This is a genomic window from Brevibacillus massiliensis (assembly GCF_000311785.1).
GTDB classification, from domain to species: Bacteria; Bacillota; Bacilli; order Brevibacillales; family Brevibacillaceae; genus Brevibacillus_C; species Brevibacillus_C massiliensis.
Map to the genome: position 1 here is coordinate 20,275 of NZ_HE978545.1, position 17,539 is coordinate 37,813.

Here is a 17,539-nt window from a genome sequence, read left to right on the forward strand (position 1 = left end):
GAGGGGAACAAATGATTCCATTCGATCAATATCTCACGAAACAAGTTGACGTCGAACTGTCGGGGAAAATCAAGCTGACAGGAATATTGATCGATTACGGGCTGGACATAGTCGTCCTCTACAATGGCAGACAGTATTTGTACATTCCCCTGGGGCAGATTCATCACGTAAGAGAGAATCTGGAGCAGGACTCGATTCTCTCCGTTTCAGCCGGCGATGCTCCGATGGCTGAAGAGCCATTTGACAACATATCCTACCGAAAGATTTTGAGTCACGCCAGAGGGAAATTTATCGAGATATTCGTGACGGGGAACCAGACGCTGCACGGTTATGTCACCAGTATTCTGACGGATTATTTTGTCTTCTATTCACCTGTATACAAAACGATGTTCATCTCTCTCTACCATGTCAAATGGCTGTCGCCCTATACAGCCAATGCCGCGCCATACACGCTCGGCAGTCAACATCTGCCCGTTCAGCCAATCAGCCTGTCACTGCCCCGTACATTTACTGAAAATTTAAAAAAATTAGAAAATAATCTCGTCATTTTTGATATAGGTGACCATCCCCGCAAGATTGGCCTCCTGCAAAAGGTTGAAAACAACATGATTGAATTGGTGACGGGGGAAGGAGAAAAAAACTATTGGAACGAGAAGCATTTAAAAACGGTTCATTTGCCTTGATATCTGCCGTCTCCGGAGAGCGGGGGCGGCAGATTTGTCTCAGGGATTCGAACCGGTTGATTCTCCCGTGCATACATTAGTTTAAGCCGCATGCGGCGCCACTTTCATCGAGCAGAGGGACACAGGAGGCTGATAACCATTGACATTCCCAGCACAAGACGGCGGGAAGCTGCCTTCCCATGTCTTTCGGGAGTACGACATACGAGGAAAAGCGGAAGGGGAGATCAGTCGAGACTTTGCCCGCCTGCTCGGCCTGGCGTTTGGCCGCAGGATCAAAACGGCGGGGGAACGTAAGGCAATCGTCGGCAGAGACAACAGAACGTCTTCTCCGCAGCTTCACGCCGCATTGATCTCAGGGCTTATCCAATCGGGATGTCAGGTGGTCGACATCGGCGAGGTCACGACTCCGATGTTCTACTTTAGTCTGCATCATCTGGATATCTCCTCCGGGATCATGGTGACTGCCAGTCACAATCCCGGCGAGGACAACGGGTTTAAACTGGCGATGGACAAAACCACGCTTTATGGCGAAGCCATTAGCAGCCTGGGCAAATTGATGCGGGAGGTCCTGGATTCGAAGGGAGATCGAGCGGAAGCACAGTCAGGGGTACCCGAGAAGCTCGATATCGAACGGCCTTACCTGGATGACCTGCAGGAGAAGATCAGGCTGGGGCCGAGGCGGCTGAAAGTGGTGGTTGACTGCGGCAACGGCACGCCGTCGCCCTTTGTCCCAAAAGCGCTGGACCGATGGGGCTGTGAGGTCATCCAGCTGTACTGCGAGTCAGACCCGAGCTTCCCCCACCACCACCCGGATCCCGCCGATCCTGCAAACCTCCGCGATCTGGTGGAGCTGGTGAAACAGCAGAGAGCGGATGTCGGGCTTGCCTTTGACGGTGACGGAGACCGGCTGGGGGTCGTAGATGACCGGGGCCGCATCTTGTGGGGGGACCAGTTGATGATCCTCTTTTGGCGGGAAATCATGCCGAAGTATCCCGGTTGCCAGGCGCTCGTGGAAGTGAAGTGCTCCCAGGCGCTGGTGGAGGAGATCGCTCGTCTCGGCGGCAAACCGGTTTTCCATCGTACGGGCCATTCACACATCAAGGCAACGATGAAAAGTTTGAATACTCCGTTCACCGGAGAAATGTCCGGGCACTTCTTCTTCAGGGATGAATTTTTGGGCTATGATGACGCGCTTTACGCCGCCGGCAGGCTGCTGCGCATTTTATCACAGACCAATCAAAGACTGTCCGCTTTGTTTTCAGGGGTTCGGGAATACGCTTCGACCCCGGAGACCAGGGTGGTGTGTGCGGAGGAGCAGAAACAGACGATCATCGGGCAAGTCAAGCAGCACTTTCAGTCCAAATACGAGGTAATCGACGTGGACGGAGTAAGGGTGGTATTTCCGTACGGCTGGGGATTGATCAGAGCGTCCAATACGCAGCCCAGCCTGGTCCTGCGGGCAGAAGCCGACTCACAGGATGGTCTGGTTCAGATCAAGAGCGAAATCGAAGAGGCTCTGGCCGGCATCTGTCCGGAATTGTCCATCCCCTGGTAACAGACAACATTTCCATGGACCGCAAAAAGTCAGCCCGTCACATGACAGGTTGACTTTTTGCTTCATTCCTTGACCAGCTGCAAAAAATCCTTCAGCCTGCCGCTATTTGCCTTGTCACTGACCAGGATGCCGTTTTCGCATGCGACGACCACCGCATCGGGCAGCCCGACGACAAGTACCGGAATATCCAGATAATTGATAATCGACGTGTTCTTGGAATCGCCGCTCAGGATGCCTTTTCCCATGACAGGGTTCCCCATCTTCTCTGTCAGCGTATCCCACGTGCCAAGATCGTTCCACATCCCGTCGTGAACCACGACCGCAGCAGACGTGATGCACTCTGCCACTTCGTAATCAAAGCTGATCTTGGGCAGGCGTTCGAATGACTCCCGCATGTGCCGGTAGCGCACCGGCAGATCCCGTTCTGCCAGCAGCTGCAGCAGAAAGCGCAAGGGAAAGCAAAAGACACCGCTGTTCCACAGCGCCTGCCGGGCGATCAGCCGTTCAGCCTGTTCCCGGTTCGGCTTCTCCGTAAAGCGCTTCAGTTTACGGAACGACCGTGTGCTGTCGGTATCAATCTCAGGGACGATATAACCGTACTTCTCCGCAGGATAAGCAGGGGGTATCCCGATCATGGCCATGTCGCAGCCCGTCTCATGCAAAGCTTGTTCTGCTTTTCGAATGGTCTGGAAAAAAGTATCGTCTACATACAGATCGACCGGGCAGACGCAGATCACTTCGTCAGGGCTGACACCTGCGATGTCCCGAAGATAGGCGCAGGACAAGGCTACAGACGGGAAGGTGTCTCTGCCCTCCGGTTCGACGATCAGCGGGATCCTGCCCTTCACCTGGGTGTTGATCAGTTCTGCCTGGGGCTGTACCGTCGCGATAAACGAATGATCGAGCAATCCCGCCGCTTCGATCTGGCGCACCATTCGCTCAAGCAGGGACTCGTCTTCCCCCTGGCTGTTCTTCAGCACCCGCAAAAACTGCTTGGCCTGCACCCCGGTGGACAAGGGCCATAATCTTGTGCCGGAACCGCCGCATAACAGCACCAGTTTCATGATCCCAGGCTTCCTTTGCACTTGTTGGCGACTTCACAGCCGACTCGCTTCATGTCTGCTTCCACCATCATCCCGATCAACTGCTCGAGAGTTGTTTTGGCCTCCCAACCCAGCTTTTCTTTTGCCTTGGCCGGGTTGCCCAGGAGGATGTCTACCTCTGCGGGGCGGTACAACGTTGGATCGATGACGACGTAATCTTCGTAGTTTAGCCCGGCGTGGTTAAATGCTACTTTGCACATCTCCCTGACTGTCGTCGATCGGCCCGTGGCAATCACGTAATCGTCAGGATCCGTTTGCTGCAGCATCAGCCAGATCGCTTCCACATAGTCGCCGGCGTACCCCCAATCCCGTACGGCGTCGATATTGCCCAAGCGAAGCTCATGCTTCTGTCCCGCTGCGATCCGGGCGACTGCATCGGTCACCTTGCGCGTGACAAATTCCAGTCCGCGCAGCGGGGATTCGTGGTTGAACAGAATTCCGCTGCAGGCGTACAGCTGGTGGCTTTCCCGGTAATTCTTGGTCATCCAATGTCCGAACAGTTTGGAGACGCCGTAGGGGCTTCGCGGGTAAAAGGGGGTCTCTTCCGATTGAATCGGCTGTTGGACGAGTCCGAACATTTCGCTTGAAGAAGCTTGGTAAAACTTGATCCCCGGATCAGTTGCCCTGATTGCTTCGAGTACGTGCAAGACGCCCATTCCAGTGACTTTCGCGGTGGTGATTGGCTGCTGCCACGACGTTCCAACAAAACTCTGTGCCGCCAGATTGTACACTTCGTCCGGCCGCGCCTGTTTGATCGTCCTGATGAGCGACGGAAGATCCAACAGGTCTCCGTCGATCAGCTCAATTTCATCTTCTATGCCCAGGTAAGCCAATCTCCACAATGAGGTCGTACTGCGGCGCGGGAGCAGCCCGGTGACGCGGTAGCCCTTTTCCAACAGAAATTTGGAAAGGTAGGCCCCGTCTTGTCCGGAGACGCCGGTGATGAATGCAGTTTTCACTTTCCAGACTCACCCCTTGTAGTCATTCTCGACATAGTTTATGGTAACGCCGGGAAAGGAGTTCGCTTGCCACGCTGGTTGGATGCGGATTTGTACGGGGCAGCGCCGTTTAAAAAAACAAAACCGTCTGCGCGAGTAAGCCAAACGGTTCCCGGTTATTTGTTTTTTGGTTTGTCCGCTGCTTTTTGCTCGGAAATCCCTTCGTCCAATGAGTTTTTTTGCTTCTTCCGGCCGCGTTTTTTCTGCAGGCTGTTGGCCCGAAGGAACATTTTTTGGTCAACAGATCGCAGGATTTGGATGTCCGGTTTCGTATTCAGCCCCATCAGCCAAAGTTTTTTATCCCGATCCAGCCCAAAATTGAGCGCGTAAATCGTATTCCGGTATGTGGCGGCCAGCCCCTTGGCCGCGATCACGGAAAGAAAAGCGAGTTTTTTTCGGATCTCTTTCTGTTCCCGCATCTCCATGCCGATGCCATCCAGATACTCTTCGATCCGAACGGCTTTTCCCCCCCACTTTGGATCAGTCACCATTGTGCCTTTTTGCGCCACTCTGGCGAACTGGCCTGTTATCTCCCAATGTCCTTGCCGGTTTATCTGCAGGATCGTTTGCAGATCGACCGGACGTTCCTCCCATTCTATCCGCTCAATCGCCTGCTGGATGATGTACTGTTCTCCCTCGCGATAGAGATCGAGCCAAAAATCAAAACTGCGGATACTGGAAAAGGCAAGCTGCTGATCTTCATGCAGGACCAACAAAGGCTTTATGGATTCATCAAGGTAGATGACTTTTCGTTCATGCGATTTTGTCACCCATTGCACCAGAAAAATCAGATGTTTGGGGACTTTTTTTTCTGGTTTGATAAAGACGGAGTCGAACCGGTCGAGAAATTGGTGAAGCAGCATGGGCGAGTATAGGCCGGTAAGTGGTTGATGTCCCCTTAATGCCTTGATTTTTCGGATGGCTTGCCACTGTTTCCATCTGCTCTGGCGTAAACGTGGTTTCTGCTGCACGACAACCACCCCCTGATAAATTCCTCCGTAAAACGTGTCCGAAATAGAGAAGTGAATCTACTCTATCCTATGTATCGTCGCCTTCCATTGTATGGACATCCATCATAGTCATCGGCGGACATAGAGAAATCAAGGCTTGCGTTCGGGGGCGGACGCCTTCTTTTCCCGGATGGACTCCTTCTTTGTCTCACAAAAAGAGCTCCCGCCATAAAATAAGGAAAATCCTCTGTATACGCTGCTGCCGAGCTCCCGTCAACCCGTGCAGGAGACCTTTCTACGAAAACAAAATCAGGGGAAAGAAGAGGGGATTGCATGCCGGGCAGGAAGACCGTGTTCAAGATTGCCGGAAGGTTTGGCCTTCGTCCGCAAGAGATGGAGGAGATCAAATCGGGAGTGTACCGCCTCCTGTCTCCCAGCGGCAATGTGTACTGCCTGAAGCGGATGGCTTATCCGACGGATCAGCTCCGCTGGATCGATTCGACTTTGCGTAAGATCAAGCGTAAGGGCTTTGCTTACATCTGTTGGCGGGATCCGAAGAGGAGCAAGGGAAAACGGGCGTTTGTCCGGCCGGGGGGCAGAGGAGCCAAGTATATCCTGACCCCTTGGATATCGGGAAGCAAACCTCGTGTCACGTCGAAAACAGACCTTTACCAATGCGGGAAAAGATTGGCCCAGTTTCACCGCTTTAGCCGTTTTGCGGGGACGAGGGGCAAGGGAGCCCCTTATTATATCGGACGCTGGCCGGAGATGTTGACACACGAAAGGAATAAAATGGAAAAGGAAGTGAAACGGGCAAAGGCGAAACAACCCCTTTCCAAATGGGAGGGGCTTATGCTGAAATACGGCAGCGAGTGGAGCAAACGGGCCAAGTCGGCACTGGAGCGGCTGCGCAAAAGCAGCTACCGGGACCTCTGTCAGAAGGCCAGACAGACGGGATCGCTTTGCCACGGGGACTCCGGTTATAAAAACTTCGTCCTTACCAAACAAGGACCCGTCATCATCGATTTTGAAACCCTGCGTGTCGATTTGCCGGTGTACGATCTCTTTCGCTTCGTCCGTTCCATCGGCAAAAATTCGGATTGGAACTTTTCGCTCACCCGTGCCATACTCGACGGCTATCGCTCTGTCACGCCGCTCAAACCGGCCGACTATGAGCTCCTGGCTGTCTGGCTGCAATTTCCGTATAAGCCATGCAAGCTGATCAAACAGTATCGGCGGACCAGATCTGGCAGTGTCAGGAGAAAAATCGTGAAACAATTGGAAGAAGCAGCCAGGGGCGAACAGCGCATTCCTGCTTTTCTCCAGCATCTTGCGGACTACGCGAAGGATGTGGATTAGATGCGTATATGGGTGTTGACGAACGAATACGCGCCCTTCATTATCGGCGGGCTCGGGACGGTTGCTACCAATCTGACCCAATCACTCGCGGCAGGCGGTGCGGAAATGACCGTTTTTACGAGGGGAAGGCAGCAGCGGCCAAGCATTGTGCGTGAAAAGTCGCTTCGGCTGGTTCGGATACCCCGAGAGTCCTACCAAGGGAGCTTTCTGCAGGGATTAGCCAGGCGGAAGGGATGGAAAAAACCGGATCTCATCCATATTCACAGTGTGCCATTTGCCGATGCGGCTATGCTCTGCAAGCAGAGATGGGGGATACCCGTCGTGTATACCTGTCACTCGCTGGTTGTTCAGGAATCGCTTACTCCCCGTCGCCGGCTGGTAGCCAAGCGGCAGGAAAAGCTGCTTCACGCCGCCGATTGTGTCGTGGTGCCGAGCCAGTGGCAAAAGGAGAGTCTGCAAACACTCTACCCGTTCTGCTACGGCAAGACAGTTGTGATCGAAAACGGTGTACACGTCAGAAAAAAACCGGGCAGTTCGCCAAGGCATCGGCTTTTGTTCGTAGGGCGGCTGACGTATTCAAAGGGAATCGCCGAGCTGATCGAGGCCGTCGCCCAATTGGCCAAGGTCAACCCAAAAACAAGGCTTGGAATCGTCGGCAAGGGGATCGGAAAGTTTGAAAGAAAGCTCAAGCAAAAAGCTGCCCGTCTGAAGGTGGCCGGAAGAATCCGCTGGTTGGGTTTTCGCCAGCCCGAAGAGGTGCGAAGGCTGTACGGCAGTTACGGAGCGGTCATCGTTCCCAGCCGTCGGGAGTCGTTTGGGCTGGTTGCGCTGGAGGCGCTTGCCAGCGGCGTTCCGCTTGTCTCTACCACTTCCGGCGGTCTCGCCCAGATCGTGAGCAGCGAAGTGGCCGAGGTCGTTCCGGCCGTCAATAAGGACGCCATTGCCAAGGCGGTGCAAAATATGTGGGCGGAGAAAGAACACACCAAAGAGCGGGTCCAAGCCGGTCTGGCCGCCGCAGCCAAATACAGTTGGAAGGCAATTGCCGCCCGTTATCGCGGTTTGTTTGAATCCATCACCGCGGGAGAGGAGGAGGCCATGGATGTCTAGACATAGATGGACGTTGAAGACGGCCTGGAAAGCGAAGCGACAGGGGGCTGTCTGGATTGTGGAGGACCAGGACGGCAGGCGAGGATACTTCAAGTTTGCGACAAAGCGCCAATGGTTTTTCTCCGGGCCGATGATTGCCAATGAATTCATTGCCGCCGCACTTGCCAGAAAGCTCGGTTTCCCCGTCGCTTCATTGGAGATAGCTGACGTCCGGGGACCAGACGGAAAAAAAGCAAGGGAATTGTATCCAAGGCGAAAAAGGCTGCGGAAGTGATTCGATGGAAGGATGCCGCTCCCGAGGTGAAAAGGCATCCGGAAAAGTATGTAAACCGTACCGGGCTGCTCAGCCAGCTGGTCGTCTTCGACGCTTGGATCGCCAATATTGACCGTTCGACAGGGAAAAATCTGATCCTCTACCGGGAGCATTCCGGTGAAAAATACAATTGGTACCTGATCGATCACGGACTTACTCTCTACGGTTCACCCAACAAGTGGAGATATTACGGAAAGTGGAACTCACCCACCTGGAGACGGCTGTGGCGCCATTACCACGTACCCAAAGGGCTGCTGCAGCTTCAGTCGTCGGCGCAAAGACTTGAACCGATGATTGCCAAAATCGAGTCCTTGTCGCGCTCGGAGATCGACGCTGCCATCAGGTGCGCTCCCAAGGGATTTCTGCGGGAAAAGGAGCGGCAGTTTATCCGGCGACTGCTGCGATACCGGCAAAGGCGATTGAGGAAGATCATCCATAGATGGCTGGCGTTCCGGGGCACAAAAGAGTACGCCGGCTGACATAAAACGAACTCCCCGTTGCCGCCAACAGGGAGTTTTGCGCCTTATCCTTCCTGCAGAATCCTTATGGCTCCAGCTCTGCCGCTGTTGGCCGCTCACTCTGGTGCCGCTCTCCGAACTTCACATAGATCTCTTCGTAACGGGCCGCAGCCATCGCCCAATCAAAATGGTTGTGCACGGTCAGCTGTGCTTCGGCAGCCAATGTGTCTGCCAGGCTTGGGGTCAAGATCAGCTTTTCGATCGCCTTGGCGAATTCCTGCGGATTTGTGTAGTCGCGGACGAGGATGCCGTTTTGCGGGTTGATGATTTCCGGGATGCCTCCCCGTTTGGACGCGACGACGGGCAGTCCGCTAGCCATCGCCTCCACATTGACCAGCCCGAAAGCCTCCTTAAACTGAGTGGGACAGACAAAGCAATCTCCCAACCAGTAGATCTGGTGTATGTCAGCGGGGCTTACCTTTCCCAGGAAGCGTATGTCGACCCCTGACTTTTTGGCCGTTTGCTTTAAAAATTGCTTGTATGGTTTGCTGCATCGACCAACGAGTATCAGCCGCACCGAAGGGATTTTTTGCTTTACAATCCCCGTCGCTTCAACCAGCACGTGAACTCCTTTTTTGGGAATGATCCTTCCTGTATAAAGGATGTTGTACGAATTTGTCAAAGAATAGCGGGCGAGTGCAATCTCCTTTTCTAACAGGTTGGGAGCCCGAAACCGGGATAAGTCTACCCCAAGGTGGATATTGATGATTTTTTTGGAATAACGGGGAAATTCCTTTGCGTAGTGCTTTCGGATGAAGTGGCTGTTGCAGATCACGACAGTAGCTTTTTTGATTACGTCACGCCTCTCTTTTTTGGGCAGCGTAGTCATGAACGTCAGGGAATGCAGCACGAGAATAAGCGTCTGTCTGGGAAAAAAGCTGCGCAGAACAGGAATGTACTGGGGACGGTTTTCTACCTGGATACAATCAAATTGGCGGGTTTTGATGTATTGTATGACACCCGACAGGTAGCCGGGCTCGCTCTCTATGCGCTTGATCGTCAGGTTCCCATCTTTGGTGCTGTTCGGGTAGTGCTTTGATTTTCGGCTGATGATCGTGACGTCATGCCTCTCGGCGACTCGTTTCGCCGTTTCGTATATGCTAATCTCAACCGATCCTCCCGTTTTGGCGGAGACAGTATATGCAGGTGGCGCAATAATCAAGATGTTCATCAGATTTCCCCCCTTCATTCCCTGTGGGGTTTCTCATAAACATCTTATGTCTATTACGGTTTCTTCGATTGTACGATAGTCACGTCAGCGAGCGGACACTAGAAAACCAAGGCTCTCTGCCTTCGTCTGACGAGCAGCGCCTTGGTTTCGGGCTCAAGCTTTTAAGTATTTTTCATACGGGGCGTAATTGATCTGCTTCTCCTGCAGGTGAGCGATCAACCACTTGTGGTCCCGTTTCGGCGTGGCAACGATGTACCCTTTGATGACGTGTTCGGGGCTGATGGTGGTTGCCTTCTCTTCCAGTGCGATTTGCCCGATTTTAGCGGCGATCGAGCGGCGGGCGACATCGCGAAACAACTGCGGCACCGGTTCAACCAATTCGTTTAGAAAGCGGAGGGTTTCGTCCGTCCACATGGAGCGGGTCTGCTCGATGTAGTAATCCTGCCAATCCAGCTCAGACTTGCCGTCCTGCTTTGGCATCGACTTGAGAAACTTGCGGAACATGAAGTAGCCGCCAATCGCAAACAGGCCGACTAAAAGAAATGTCCATCCAATGATAAAGATCGAAAATCCAGTGTTCATCTGACTCTCGTTCACACCTCAACTTCGCATGATTTTCGTATGCCGGCTCTATCATGCAGCCGCAAGACTTCACTTTCACAAACGGCGCTGATAGGATATTGGTGTAGTAAGCCTGCCGCTTTTGCAAATCACGATGAATATACTTACTAATGTACCAAAAAAACGGCCGTTTTCATACAGCATCCGTTAAAAAAAATGGAACGAACGTTCTGCCGACAGCAGCCAATCACGAAGCGACTCCTCTCTGGCCAGAGCGAGTGTTCAGATTTGCTTATTTTCCTCTTTCCAATACGGCTGACTACAGGTATCATATAAGTAAAGCGCTTGCGGCAGACAGACCGGCTCACGGTCTTCAAGCGGGCGAGTAAAGGAGGTTGGCGCATATGTTCAAGCTTGGACAACGCGTCATTATCGTTGCCGACTCCTTCGAGCAATCCCTACCTATCGGAGAATACGCTTATATCATCGGGCGCGACCGGAACCCGGACAGCGCGTTTTCTTGGATTATCCGTATTCCTAAAGTAGATAAACACCTTCCTGTCACGGAAGAAGACATCGCGTTGGAAGAACAGCTGTTGGAGCAGGAAGCGGAGAAGGTGCAGCGTGAGGCCTTGCTGGACTGGGCATTGGCTACGCGCAATGAAATGCTGTTTCGACACCTGATGGGAATCTCCGATGAAGTCGAGGAAGAGAGCGAAAACTCGGTAAAAGAGTCCGCGGAGGAGTTTATACGAAAAGTGAATATAAAGGCCTGGATTTGACAGGGGAGAAAAAGCGGTTCCGGCAGAGGGAATCGCTTTTCTCTTTCGAAAGGCGAAACGAACAGCACCTGAAAGGGCCGCTCGTTTCGGGTGCTGCCATTTATTTGAACTGGTTGGTCAGCTTCCGTTCCAGGTAGGCTACGGCTTGGTACATCAGCGTCGCGACGACGGCGACTACGACCAGACTGACCATGACCAGGGTAAAATTAAAGACTTGGAATCCGTAAACAATCAGGTAGCCCAAACCCTGTTTGGAGACGAGAAATTCTCCGACGATCACCCCGATCCAGGAGAGTCCGACATTCACCTTCAGTGTCGAAATGATCGTAGGCATGGTCGCCGGCAAGATCACCAAACTGAACATTTGCCGTTTGCTCGCTCCGAAAGTCCTGACTACCTTGATATAGTTTTGATCCACTTCTTTAAAGCTCGTGTAGACGACGAGCGTCGTGATGATGATGGACACCGAGCAGGCCATTCCGATGATGGAGAGCAGCCCCGGCCCCAAACCGACGATGAACAGGGGGCCCAGGGCCACCTTCGGCATGCTGTTGGCAATAACCAGGTACGGGTCCAATACCCGCGAGAGGAAAGGCGACCACCAGATCAGGATCGCGACAAGGGTGCCGAAAATGGTTCCGAGGAGGAAGCCGACGATCGTCTCCAGGACAGTGGCGAAAATGTGGGGCAGCAGGCTGCCGTCCAGCAGCTTCTCCCAGAAAAGGCTCCAGACCTTCGAGGGGTAGCTGAAGATCAGAACGTTGATCCAGCCCATCCGCGCGGTCCATTCCCAGATGGCCAAAAAAAGGGCGAAGAGACCGATCTGCGCGCCAAAGACGAACCACCGCTGGCGAGTTTGGGACCTGACGTAGTCACGATAAATTTGTTCGGTGTCAACTGTTTTCAACCGTGTCTCCCTCCATCTCTTTCCAGACTTCACGGAACAGCTGGGTAAAGCCGACTTCGTTGCGGGCGTGGAGAGGAAGTGCCTGGCGAATCGGCTCCGGGACGATCACTTCTTTGCGGATACGGCCGGGATTGCGCTCCAGCACGAACAAGCGGTCCCCCATCGCCACGGCTTCCGACAGATCATGCGTCACCAGGATCGCCGTCTTTTTGTGTTTGCGCAGGGTGGCGATGATCAGGTCTTCCAATTTCAGTTTTGTCTGGTAGTCGAGAGCGGAAAAAGGTTCGTCAAGCAGCAGCACATCCGGCTGGCAGGCGAGTGTCCGCACCAGTGCGACCCGCTGCCGCATCCCGCCGGATAACTGCCCCGGATACGCCTTGCGAAATTCGCCGAGCCCCATTTCTTCCAGCAAATACAGCGCGTATTCGATGTTTTCTGCGTTTTTCATCCCTTGTATTTCCAGACCCAGCAGCACATTGTCTTCGATGTTGCGCCAGGAAAACAGATAATCGTGCTGAAGCATGTAGCCGACTCGGCGCGTGGTTCCTGTCACTTCTTTTCCGTCAATGAGCACTTTTCCCGCGGTCGGACGCTCCAGTCCGGCAATCAGAGAGAGCAATGTGGTTTTTCCGCAACCGCTCGGACCGACAAGACAGATAAATTCCCCTTCCTCTACTCGCAAGTCGATCCCTTTGACAGCCATAAAGGCGCTGGTTGGCGTAACATACAGGTGGGTCACATGGCAAAGTTCGATCTTGGCAGGCGTAGAAGAAAGATGAATCATCTGTTATTTCCCCTCTTTCGCTGCCTGGGCGAAGGATGTGTCTACCAGCTTCGCGTAGTCGGCACGTTCTTTCAGGACGCCTGCTTCCTGCATGATATCCTGCAGGTTGTTCCATGCCTGTTCGCCCAGAGTCGGGTCGGTCGCGTAAGAACCCTGCTCGAGGTAACGTTTTACCGAGCTGGTTAAGATCTCCGGTTTTACATCCTGGAAGTAGGGGGCGATCACTTGTGCTGTCTCTTCGGGAGAGTGGGCGGCGACCCATTGCTGTGCTTTGTAGATGGCGCTGGTAAACTTCTGGATGACATCCTTGTGCTTGTCGATATAGCTCTTTTTTGCCATATATGAGGTGTACGGCACTGTGCCGCTCTCTTTTCCGAACGACGCCACGACATGGCCGACGCCCTCCTGTTCAAACTGGGAGGCTTGCGGCTCGAACAGCTGGACGAAGTCTCCGGTGCCTGACGCGAACGCCCCCGGGATGTTGGCGTAGTCGATATTTTGCAGCATGTTCACGTCTTGTTTCGGATCGATGCCGTTTTTCTTCAAGACGAATTCTCCCACCATCTGCGGCATCCCGCCGGGACGCTGCCCCAGGTAGTCTTTTCCCTTTACCTGATCCCAGGTGAAACCTGCGATCTGCTTGCGGGAGACGAGAAAGGTTCCGTCTGTCTGAGTCAATTGCGCGAAGTTGACAACCGGGTCGGTTGCCCCCTGCTGATGTACGTAAATACTGGTTTCGGAACCGACCAAAGCGATGTCCACCCCGTCGGACAAGAGCGCAGTCATCGTCTTGTCACCTCCCCAGAGGGTGGTCAGCTCCACTTCCAGTCCGGCGTCTTTAAAGAATCCTTTTTCGATCGCGACATATTGTGGAGCGTAAAAAAGAGAGCGCGTTACTTCGCCGATTCGCACTTTTTCCGGACTGCTGCCAGAACAGCCGGAAAGGAAAGCCACAACCCCCAGGCTTAAGGCAAATGCGAGTGAAAGCCATCGTTTCATGCTAATCCCTCCTAGGCGTATGTCTAGAATAGGGTATGCGGCCCGGAAAAAATGGTGAATGCCCAGCTCCTTTCATTCCGGGCTGGGAATCCTTAGAGGAAAGAGACCGTACGAAGGAGGCAAGGTGCTTGTGATCGTGATCTTTTTGGGAACCGGTTCGGGCGCTCCCACCACAAAACGGAATGTGAGCGCCATCGCGCTTTGGTTTATCCAACGAGGCAAATGGTGGCTGTTTGACTGCGGCGAGGGGACCCAGCACCAGCTGCAGCGCACCCCGCTCAGGCTGAGCGGGCTGGAGAAGGTGTTTCTTACCCATTTGCACGGCGACCACCTGTTTGGACTGATCGGGCTGTTGGCCAGCAGATCCCTGCGCGGCGGAGCGCTGTCGCCCGTACAGCTGTACGGTCCGCCCGGGCTGGCTCAGTACGTCGAAGCGGTGATGTCGGTCAGCCCGGTTCACTTGCAGTACCCGCTGTCCATCCAGACGGTGGAAGCGGGCAAGGTCTTTGAGGACGATACGCTTGAAGTGAGCTGCGCCGCCGTTTCCCACCGCATTCCTGCATTCGCCTATGCACTCACAGAGAAACCGACAGCGGGCGCTTTTCGTAGTACATTGGCAAAGGCAGCGGGCATTCCGCCCGGGCCGCTTTACGGGCGTTTGAAGCGCGGCGAGACGATCCGGCTTGCGAATGGACGCGTATTTCGCGGCGAAGATTTTGTGGGCCCCGCCCAGCCGGGCCGCAAGATCGTCTTTAGCGGCGATACGGCACCGTGCGAAGCGCTCATTTCGCTGGCGCGGGGAGCGGATGTGCTCATCCACGAAGCTACCTACGCACAGCAGCATCTGGAGCTGGCCAAAAGGAGCGCACACTCCACTGCCGCAGGGGCCGCCGGCATCGCCCGCGAGGCACAGGTCAGACGGTTGATCCTGACCCATTTCAGCCCGCGCTATGACGATCCCGAAGCCGAAGTTACCCTTGAGACGCTGCTCAGCGAGGCCAGAGACGTATTTCCCGACACATGGCTCGCGGAAGATTTTGCCCGCTTTGAGGTAAAGCGTCGGCGGCTTACATAGTCATCAGCTGATCGAGTCTCGACGATATGGAACATGTATGGTACAAGCAAGGGAGAAAGGAGGTGTGCATGGTGGAGTGGACATTTGATCCGGCACTGCTTTTGCTGTTGACGGGGATTGTGAGCTGCCTGTCTGGCTTCATTCTGGCCAGACCGCTGGCACAGCCCCGCATGATTGCCTGGAGGGACCTGTGGGCAACGGATGGTTCCAGTACTGCTGCTGTTTTTGTGGAAAGCACCTGCGGCAACAGCTTTGTACTGGGTGGCCGGTTCGATCTTTGCGCTTCTGGAGCGAGTCTTTTACCGGATCGGCTGGGGGAGGCGAGTCCTTCGCCGCGGCGTGACGGAAGCTGCCGAATGAATCCTGCAAAGCAGACAGCCTCCATAGCGGGTCTGTCTGCTTGTTTTTTCCCGAATGATTTTAGTGTATAGCCTATCCCACACAGCGTATTTCGACATACATTGGATATACGAGGGAGGTGTTATGCCGTGGCTGAAAAGAGGAAAAAGCGAAATTCGCCCGCTAGACACATCAATCTGAGAGACATTGCCCACTCACTGACGACCATGGATTCGTCGCTGAAGCGGACTTCCGAGGTGTTGGGCCTGATCCAAAGCGATATTAATGAAATCAAGCTGCAGATGCAAAAGCGCAACAAGCCAATCCTGTCGCTGTTTTCCAAAAACAGGAGGAAACGCGAAAGAGCCGAGAGACAGGAAAGATCGGAGGGGCGAGCGAAGTCCAAAAGGCCTGTCATGGAAGCGCAAGTCCCTGCCCCGCCGCAAGTCAGGCCTGGAACTGGCGCCTCTCGCGCCCCGCAGAGACAACAACCGCGTACCGATCATGCCAACCAGCTGTCTGAACTGCTGCAAGGGATTGATTTGTCGCAAATCATGGAGAGACTCCAGGATCCAAAGACAAAGGCAGCGCTGAAAAAACACTCCAAACTGCTGAATGATCATCAGCTCGATTTCTCGAAAATTATGAAAATGATGCAGGATCCGGATATCCAAGACCTGTTGAAAAACATTTCCTGAGAGGACAAACATCCATTTTTGTCAATTTGGGATAAGCATCTAAAGAAATTCGCTGCTCTCCATCATACCTTGTATTGTCTGTTACATCTTTCATGGAAGGGAGAGAGCAGGAATGGGTTTCTTTGAATTCGATAACTTCCTCATCATCTTAGTGCTGTTTATTCTTTTAGTGATTATCGCCGAATTCGAAAATTAAGCTTGCAGACAAGAGGTTCCTCCTTCGACGCCCAGGCTGATTGCGAATGCCATTGATGGATGCAAAAAGAGCAGAAAGCCTTCAGAACGAGAGGCTGACTGCTCTTTTTGCATGGGTCTGATTTCTGCTCTCTGCTTAAATGAAGGGGATAAGCAGGAACGGGAGAAGGAACCAGAAAGGAATAAACCATTGCACAAATGGCCCGGACGCCAAACGACCGTAAGGATAAGGCACGCCGGCTGTCTCTGATGCCTTGAGACTGATATTTTTTTTCAGGACCTTGATGGGACCTTGGGCCGCGTAATGGCCCGGTACCAAAACCGTGATTCCCCGTCGATGGATGCCTTCAATCCTCCCCAAGTAGGCCCCCGCTTTGGTATGAACCATCGACCATTTTCCGATACTCCCTGCCAAAGCTCGCTTATAACGGGACATTCATCAATCACTCCTTTTTCCAGATCCTTTTCTCTTTCAATAAGAAGTATATGGGACAATTTCATTCCTGTTCTGGTCGATCAACCAAATTTGCCAAAAACCACCCGCGGCGCTTGGGGACGCCGACGGGTGGCTTTCACTGTGGTGCACTTATTGGTGAGTCTGCCCGGGTTCAAAGTCCTGCTGAACCCGAAACCAGATGTTCAAATCGTTGATGACGCTGGCCAATTCCGCGATTTCTTTGATCAGCTCGCATGAACGCTGGAAATTTTCTTCGTCATGCAGCTGTTCCTGCTTCTGGTTGATGATTCTCTCCAACTGAAGAATCCGATCAGGAATTCGCGCGCGAATTTCTTCCCACTTCAGCAGCATGTCGGCCCGCTCCTGAGTGGAGTACATGTCCCACTCCCGATCCAGGGCGGGAAGGGGAATCCCCAGTCGATGATCCAAGACAAAATGGTCCAAAATCCTGCTTCACTCCTCTCTCGTCCTCTACATCATATCACAGAAGAGCGTGGTACAATGTAGAGAAAAAGCGAAGGGGTTGATTCCGTTGCCTCATCGGGTGCTCGTTGATGCCGATGCATGTCCCAGGTCGGCGCTTGCCATCGTCGAAACGGTCTGCAAAGAATACGGTTGGACATGCCTTACTTACGCCAGTTACAACCATCTGCGAACCGGTCCCAACCACACAGTCGTCGATGCCGAACCGCAAGCGGTCGACATCAAACTGACAAACGACACGCTGCCAGGCGATATCGTCGTCACACAGGATATCGGTCTGGCAGCGCTGATCCTGGCCAAACAGGCAAAGGCCCTCTCGCCCCACGGCGAAGTCTTTTCCCACGAGAATATCGCTTTTCAGCTGGAAAAGCGAAATGAACAGGCCAGGTACCGCCGCGGGGGAGGAAGGACTCGCGGACCCTCTGCCCGCACCGGCAAAGACGATCAGCGCTTTGCCGCCTCGCTGCGCCTCCTGCTCGCCGCAGCCGATGAGCGCGAGTGA

General features: G+C 53.7%; 20 protein-coding genes. 11 read left to right on the plus strand and 9 right to left on the minus strand.

Features of this window, described 5'->3' with window-relative positions:
* Positions 1–11: 11 nt before the first annotated feature.
* Together HGBM_RS19335 and HGBM_RS19340 are read left to right on the plus strand one after the other, a co-directional pair.
* Complete coding sequence (locus HGBM_RS19335) at positions 12–683, plus strand: hypothetical protein (RefSeq protein ID WP_019122730.1); 672 nt, start codon at positions 12–14, stop codon at positions 681–683.
* Between the two features lie 139 nt (positions 684–822).
* Positions 823–2,238, plus strand: coding sequence for a phosphomannomutase/phosphoglucomutase (locus HGBM_RS19340; RefSeq protein WP_019122731.1), 1,416 nt, complete (start codon positions 823–825; stop codon positions 2,236–2,238).
* A gap of 62 nt (positions 2,239–2,300) precedes the next feature.
* Here HGBM_RS19340 and HGBM_RS28050 read toward each other — a convergent pair whose 3' ends face one another.
* The 3 genes from HGBM_RS28050 to HGBM_RS19355 form a co-directional block, all read right to left on the minus strand.
* A complete protein-coding gene (locus HGBM_RS28050) occupies positions 2,301–3,302 on the minus strand; it encodes a sugar phosphate nucleotidyltransferase (protein ID WP_019122732.1) in 1,002 nt (333 codons plus the stop codon).
* Positions 3,299–4,300, minus strand: coding sequence for a GDP-mannose 4,6-dehydratase (locus HGBM_RS19350; protein WP_019122733.1), 1,002 nt, complete (start codon positions 4,298–4,300; stop codon positions 3,299–3,301). Before HGBM_RS19350 ends, HGBM_RS28050 begins: the two co-directional genes overlap by 4 nt.
* Positions 4,301–4,455: 155 nt before the next feature.
* Positions 4,456–5,310, minus strand: coding sequence for a YheC/YheD family protein (locus tag HGBM_RS19355; protein WP_161605075.1), 855 nt, complete (start codon positions 5,308–5,310; stop codon positions 4,456–4,458).
* 312 nt (positions 5,311–5,622) lie between these two features.
* On the opposite strand from HGBM_RS19355, the gene HGBM_RS19360 reads away from it, so the two are divergent.
* From HGBM_RS19360 to HGBM_RS19375, 4 genes are read left to right on the plus strand one after another with little or no spacing between them, the layout of a single operon-like run.
* Positions 5,623–6,648 (plus strand): CotS family spore coat protein, encoded by a 1,026-nt coding sequence (locus HGBM_RS19360; protein ID WP_019122735.1) that lies wholly within the window; start codon positions 5,623–5,625, stop codon positions 6,646–6,648.
* Complete coding sequence (locus HGBM_RS19365; RefSeq protein WP_019122736.1) at positions 6,649–7,755, plus strand: glycosyltransferase family 4 protein; 1,107 nt, start codon at positions 6,649–6,651, stop codon at positions 7,753–7,755. It begins immediately after the preceding gene.
* On the plus strand, positions 7,748–8,029 hold the full coding sequence (locus tag HGBM_RS19370; protein ID WP_019122737.1) for a hypothetical protein: 282 nt from the start codon (positions 7,748–7,750) through the stop codon (positions 8,027–8,029). The genes HGBM_RS19365 and HGBM_RS19370 overlap by 8 nt, the downstream gene beginning before the upstream one ends.
* Positions 8,026–8,547: a hypothetical protein gene (locus HGBM_RS19375; protein ID WP_019122738.1), complete on the plus strand. Its 522-nt coding sequence runs from the start codon at positions 8,026–8,028 to the stop codon at positions 8,545–8,547. The genes HGBM_RS19370 and HGBM_RS19375 overlap by 4 nt, the downstream gene beginning before the upstream one ends.
* A 64-nt stretch (positions 8,548–8,611) precedes the next feature.
* Here HGBM_RS19375 and HGBM_RS28055 read toward each other — a convergent pair whose 3' ends face one another.
* Together HGBM_RS28055 and HGBM_RS19385 are read right to left on the minus strand one after the other, a co-directional pair.
* Complete coding sequence (locus HGBM_RS28055; RefSeq protein WP_019122739.1) at positions 8,612–9,757, minus strand: glycosyltransferase family 4 protein; 1,146 nt, start codon at positions 9,755–9,757, stop codon at positions 8,612–8,614.
* A 153-nt stretch (positions 9,758–9,910) separates the two neighbouring features.
* Entirely contained in the window at positions 9,911–10,339 is a 429-nt protein-coding gene (locus tag HGBM_RS19385) for a DUF2621 domain-containing protein (protein ID WP_019122740.1), read from the minus strand.
* Positions 10,340–10,722: 383 nt separating this feature from the next.
* On the opposite strand from HGBM_RS19385, the gene HGBM_RS19390 reads away from it, so the two are divergent.
* Positions 10,723–11,100: a hypothetical protein gene (locus HGBM_RS19390; RefSeq protein ID WP_019122741.1), complete on the plus strand. Its 378-nt coding sequence runs from the start codon at positions 10,723–10,725 to the stop codon at positions 11,098–11,100.
* Between the two features lie 100 nt (positions 11,101–11,200).
* Here the strand turns inward: HGBM_RS19390 and HGBM_RS19395 are convergent, their stop codons facing one another.
* Genes HGBM_RS19395 through HGBM_RS19405 form a run of 3 tightly spaced genes read right to left on the minus strand, consistent with a single transcriptional unit; the run spans position 11,201 to position 13,790 of the window.
* A complete protein-coding gene (locus HGBM_RS19395; RefSeq protein WP_019122742.1) occupies positions 11,201–12,007 on the minus strand; it encodes an ABC transporter permease in 807 nt (268 codons plus the stop codon).
* Entirely contained in the window at positions 11,994–12,791 is a 798-nt protein-coding gene (locus HGBM_RS19400) for an ABC transporter ATP-binding protein (protein WP_019122743.1), read from the minus strand. The genes HGBM_RS19395 and HGBM_RS19400 overlap by 14 nt, the downstream gene beginning before the upstream one ends.
* 3 nt (positions 12,792–12,794) lie before the next feature.
* Positions 12,795–13,790, minus strand: a complete 996-nt coding sequence (locus HGBM_RS19405; protein WP_019122744.1) for an ABC transporter substrate-binding protein — start codon at positions 13,788–13,790, stop codon at positions 12,795–12,797.
* 130 nt (positions 13,791–13,920) lie between these two features.
* On the opposite strand from HGBM_RS19405, the gene rnz reads away from it, so the two are divergent.
* From rnz to HGBM_RS19420, 3 genes are all read left to right on the plus strand, one after another.
* Complete coding sequence (gene rnz / locus HGBM_RS19410) at positions 13,921–14,865, plus strand: ribonuclease Z (RefSeq protein ID WP_019122745.1); 945 nt, start codon at positions 13,921–13,923, stop codon at positions 14,863–14,865.
* A 201-nt stretch (positions 14,866–15,066) separates the two neighbouring features.
* Positions 15,067–15,225, plus strand: coding sequence for a hypothetical protein (locus HGBM_RS30480; RefSeq protein ID WP_019122746.1), 159 nt, complete (start codon positions 15,067–15,069; stop codon positions 15,223–15,225).
* Between the two features lie 128 nt (positions 15,226–15,353).
* Positions 15,354–15,902, plus strand: a complete 549-nt coding sequence (locus tag HGBM_RS19420; RefSeq protein ID WP_019122747.1) for a hypothetical protein — start codon at positions 15,354–15,356, stop codon at positions 15,900–15,902.
* Between the two features lie 781 nt (positions 15,903–16,683).
* Here HGBM_RS19420 and HGBM_RS19435 read toward each other — a convergent pair.
* Positions 16,684–16,998 (minus strand): hypothetical protein, encoded by a 315-nt coding sequence (locus HGBM_RS19435; protein ID WP_019122749.1) that lies wholly within the window; start codon positions 16,996–16,998, stop codon positions 16,684–16,686.
* Between the two features lie 88 nt (positions 16,999–17,086).
* On the opposite strand from HGBM_RS19435, the gene HGBM_RS19440 reads away from it, so the two are divergent.
* The gene (locus tag HGBM_RS19440) at positions 17,087–17,539 is read left to right on the plus strand and encodes a DUF188 domain-containing protein (RefSeq protein ID WP_019122750.1); all 453 of its coding nucleotides are present in this window, start codon (positions 17,087–17,089) and stop codon (positions 17,537–17,539) included.

What these genes read in the sequence shown, in the direction of transcription:
- HGBM_RS28050 (WP_019122732.1), bottom strand. Translation starts at nt 3,302, where the DNA reads ATGAAACTGGTGCTGTTATGCGGCGGTTCCGGCACAAGATTATGGCCC.
- HGBM_RS19360 (WP_019122735.1), top strand. Translation starts at nt 5,623, where the DNA reads ATGCCGGGCAGGAAGACCGTGTTCAAGATTGCCGGAAGGTTTGGCCTT.
- HGBM_RS30480 (WP_019122746.1), top strand. Translation starts at nt 15,067, where the DNA reads ATGGTTCCAGTACTGCTGCTGTTTTTGTGGAAAGCACCTGCGGCAACA.
- HGBM_RS19405 (WP_019122744.1), bottom strand. Translation starts at nt 13,790, where the DNA reads ATGAAACGATGGCTTTCACTCGCATTTGCCTTAAGCCTGGGGGTTGTG.
- HGBM_RS19390 (WP_019122741.1), top strand. Translation starts at nt 10,723, where the DNA reads ATGTTCAAGCTTGGACAACGCGTCATTATCGTTGCCGACTCCTTCGAG.
- HGBM_RS28055 (WP_019122739.1), bottom strand. Translation starts at nt 9,757, where the DNA reads ATGAACATCTTGATTATTGCGCCACCTGCATATACTGTCTCCGCCAAA.
- HGBM_RS19400 (WP_019122743.1), bottom strand. Translation starts at nt 12,791, where the DNA reads ATGATTCATCTTTCTTCTACGCCTGCCAAGATCGAACTTTGCCATGTG.
- HGBM_RS19385 (WP_019122740.1), bottom strand. Translation starts at nt 10,339, where the DNA reads ATGAACACTGGATTTTCGATCTTTATCATTGGATGGACATTTCTTTTA.
- HGBM_RS19370 (WP_019122737.1), top strand. Translation starts at nt 7,748, where the DNA reads ATGTCTAGACATAGATGGACGTTGAAGACGGCCTGGAAAGCGAAGCGA.
- HGBM_RS19335 (WP_019122730.1), top strand. Translation starts at nt 12, where the DNA reads ATGATTCCATTCGATCAATATCTCACGAAACAAGTTGACGTCGAACTG.
- HGBM_RS19365 (WP_019122736.1), top strand. Translation starts at nt 6,649, where the DNA reads ATGCGTATATGGGTGTTGACGAACGAATACGCGCCCTTCATTATCGGC.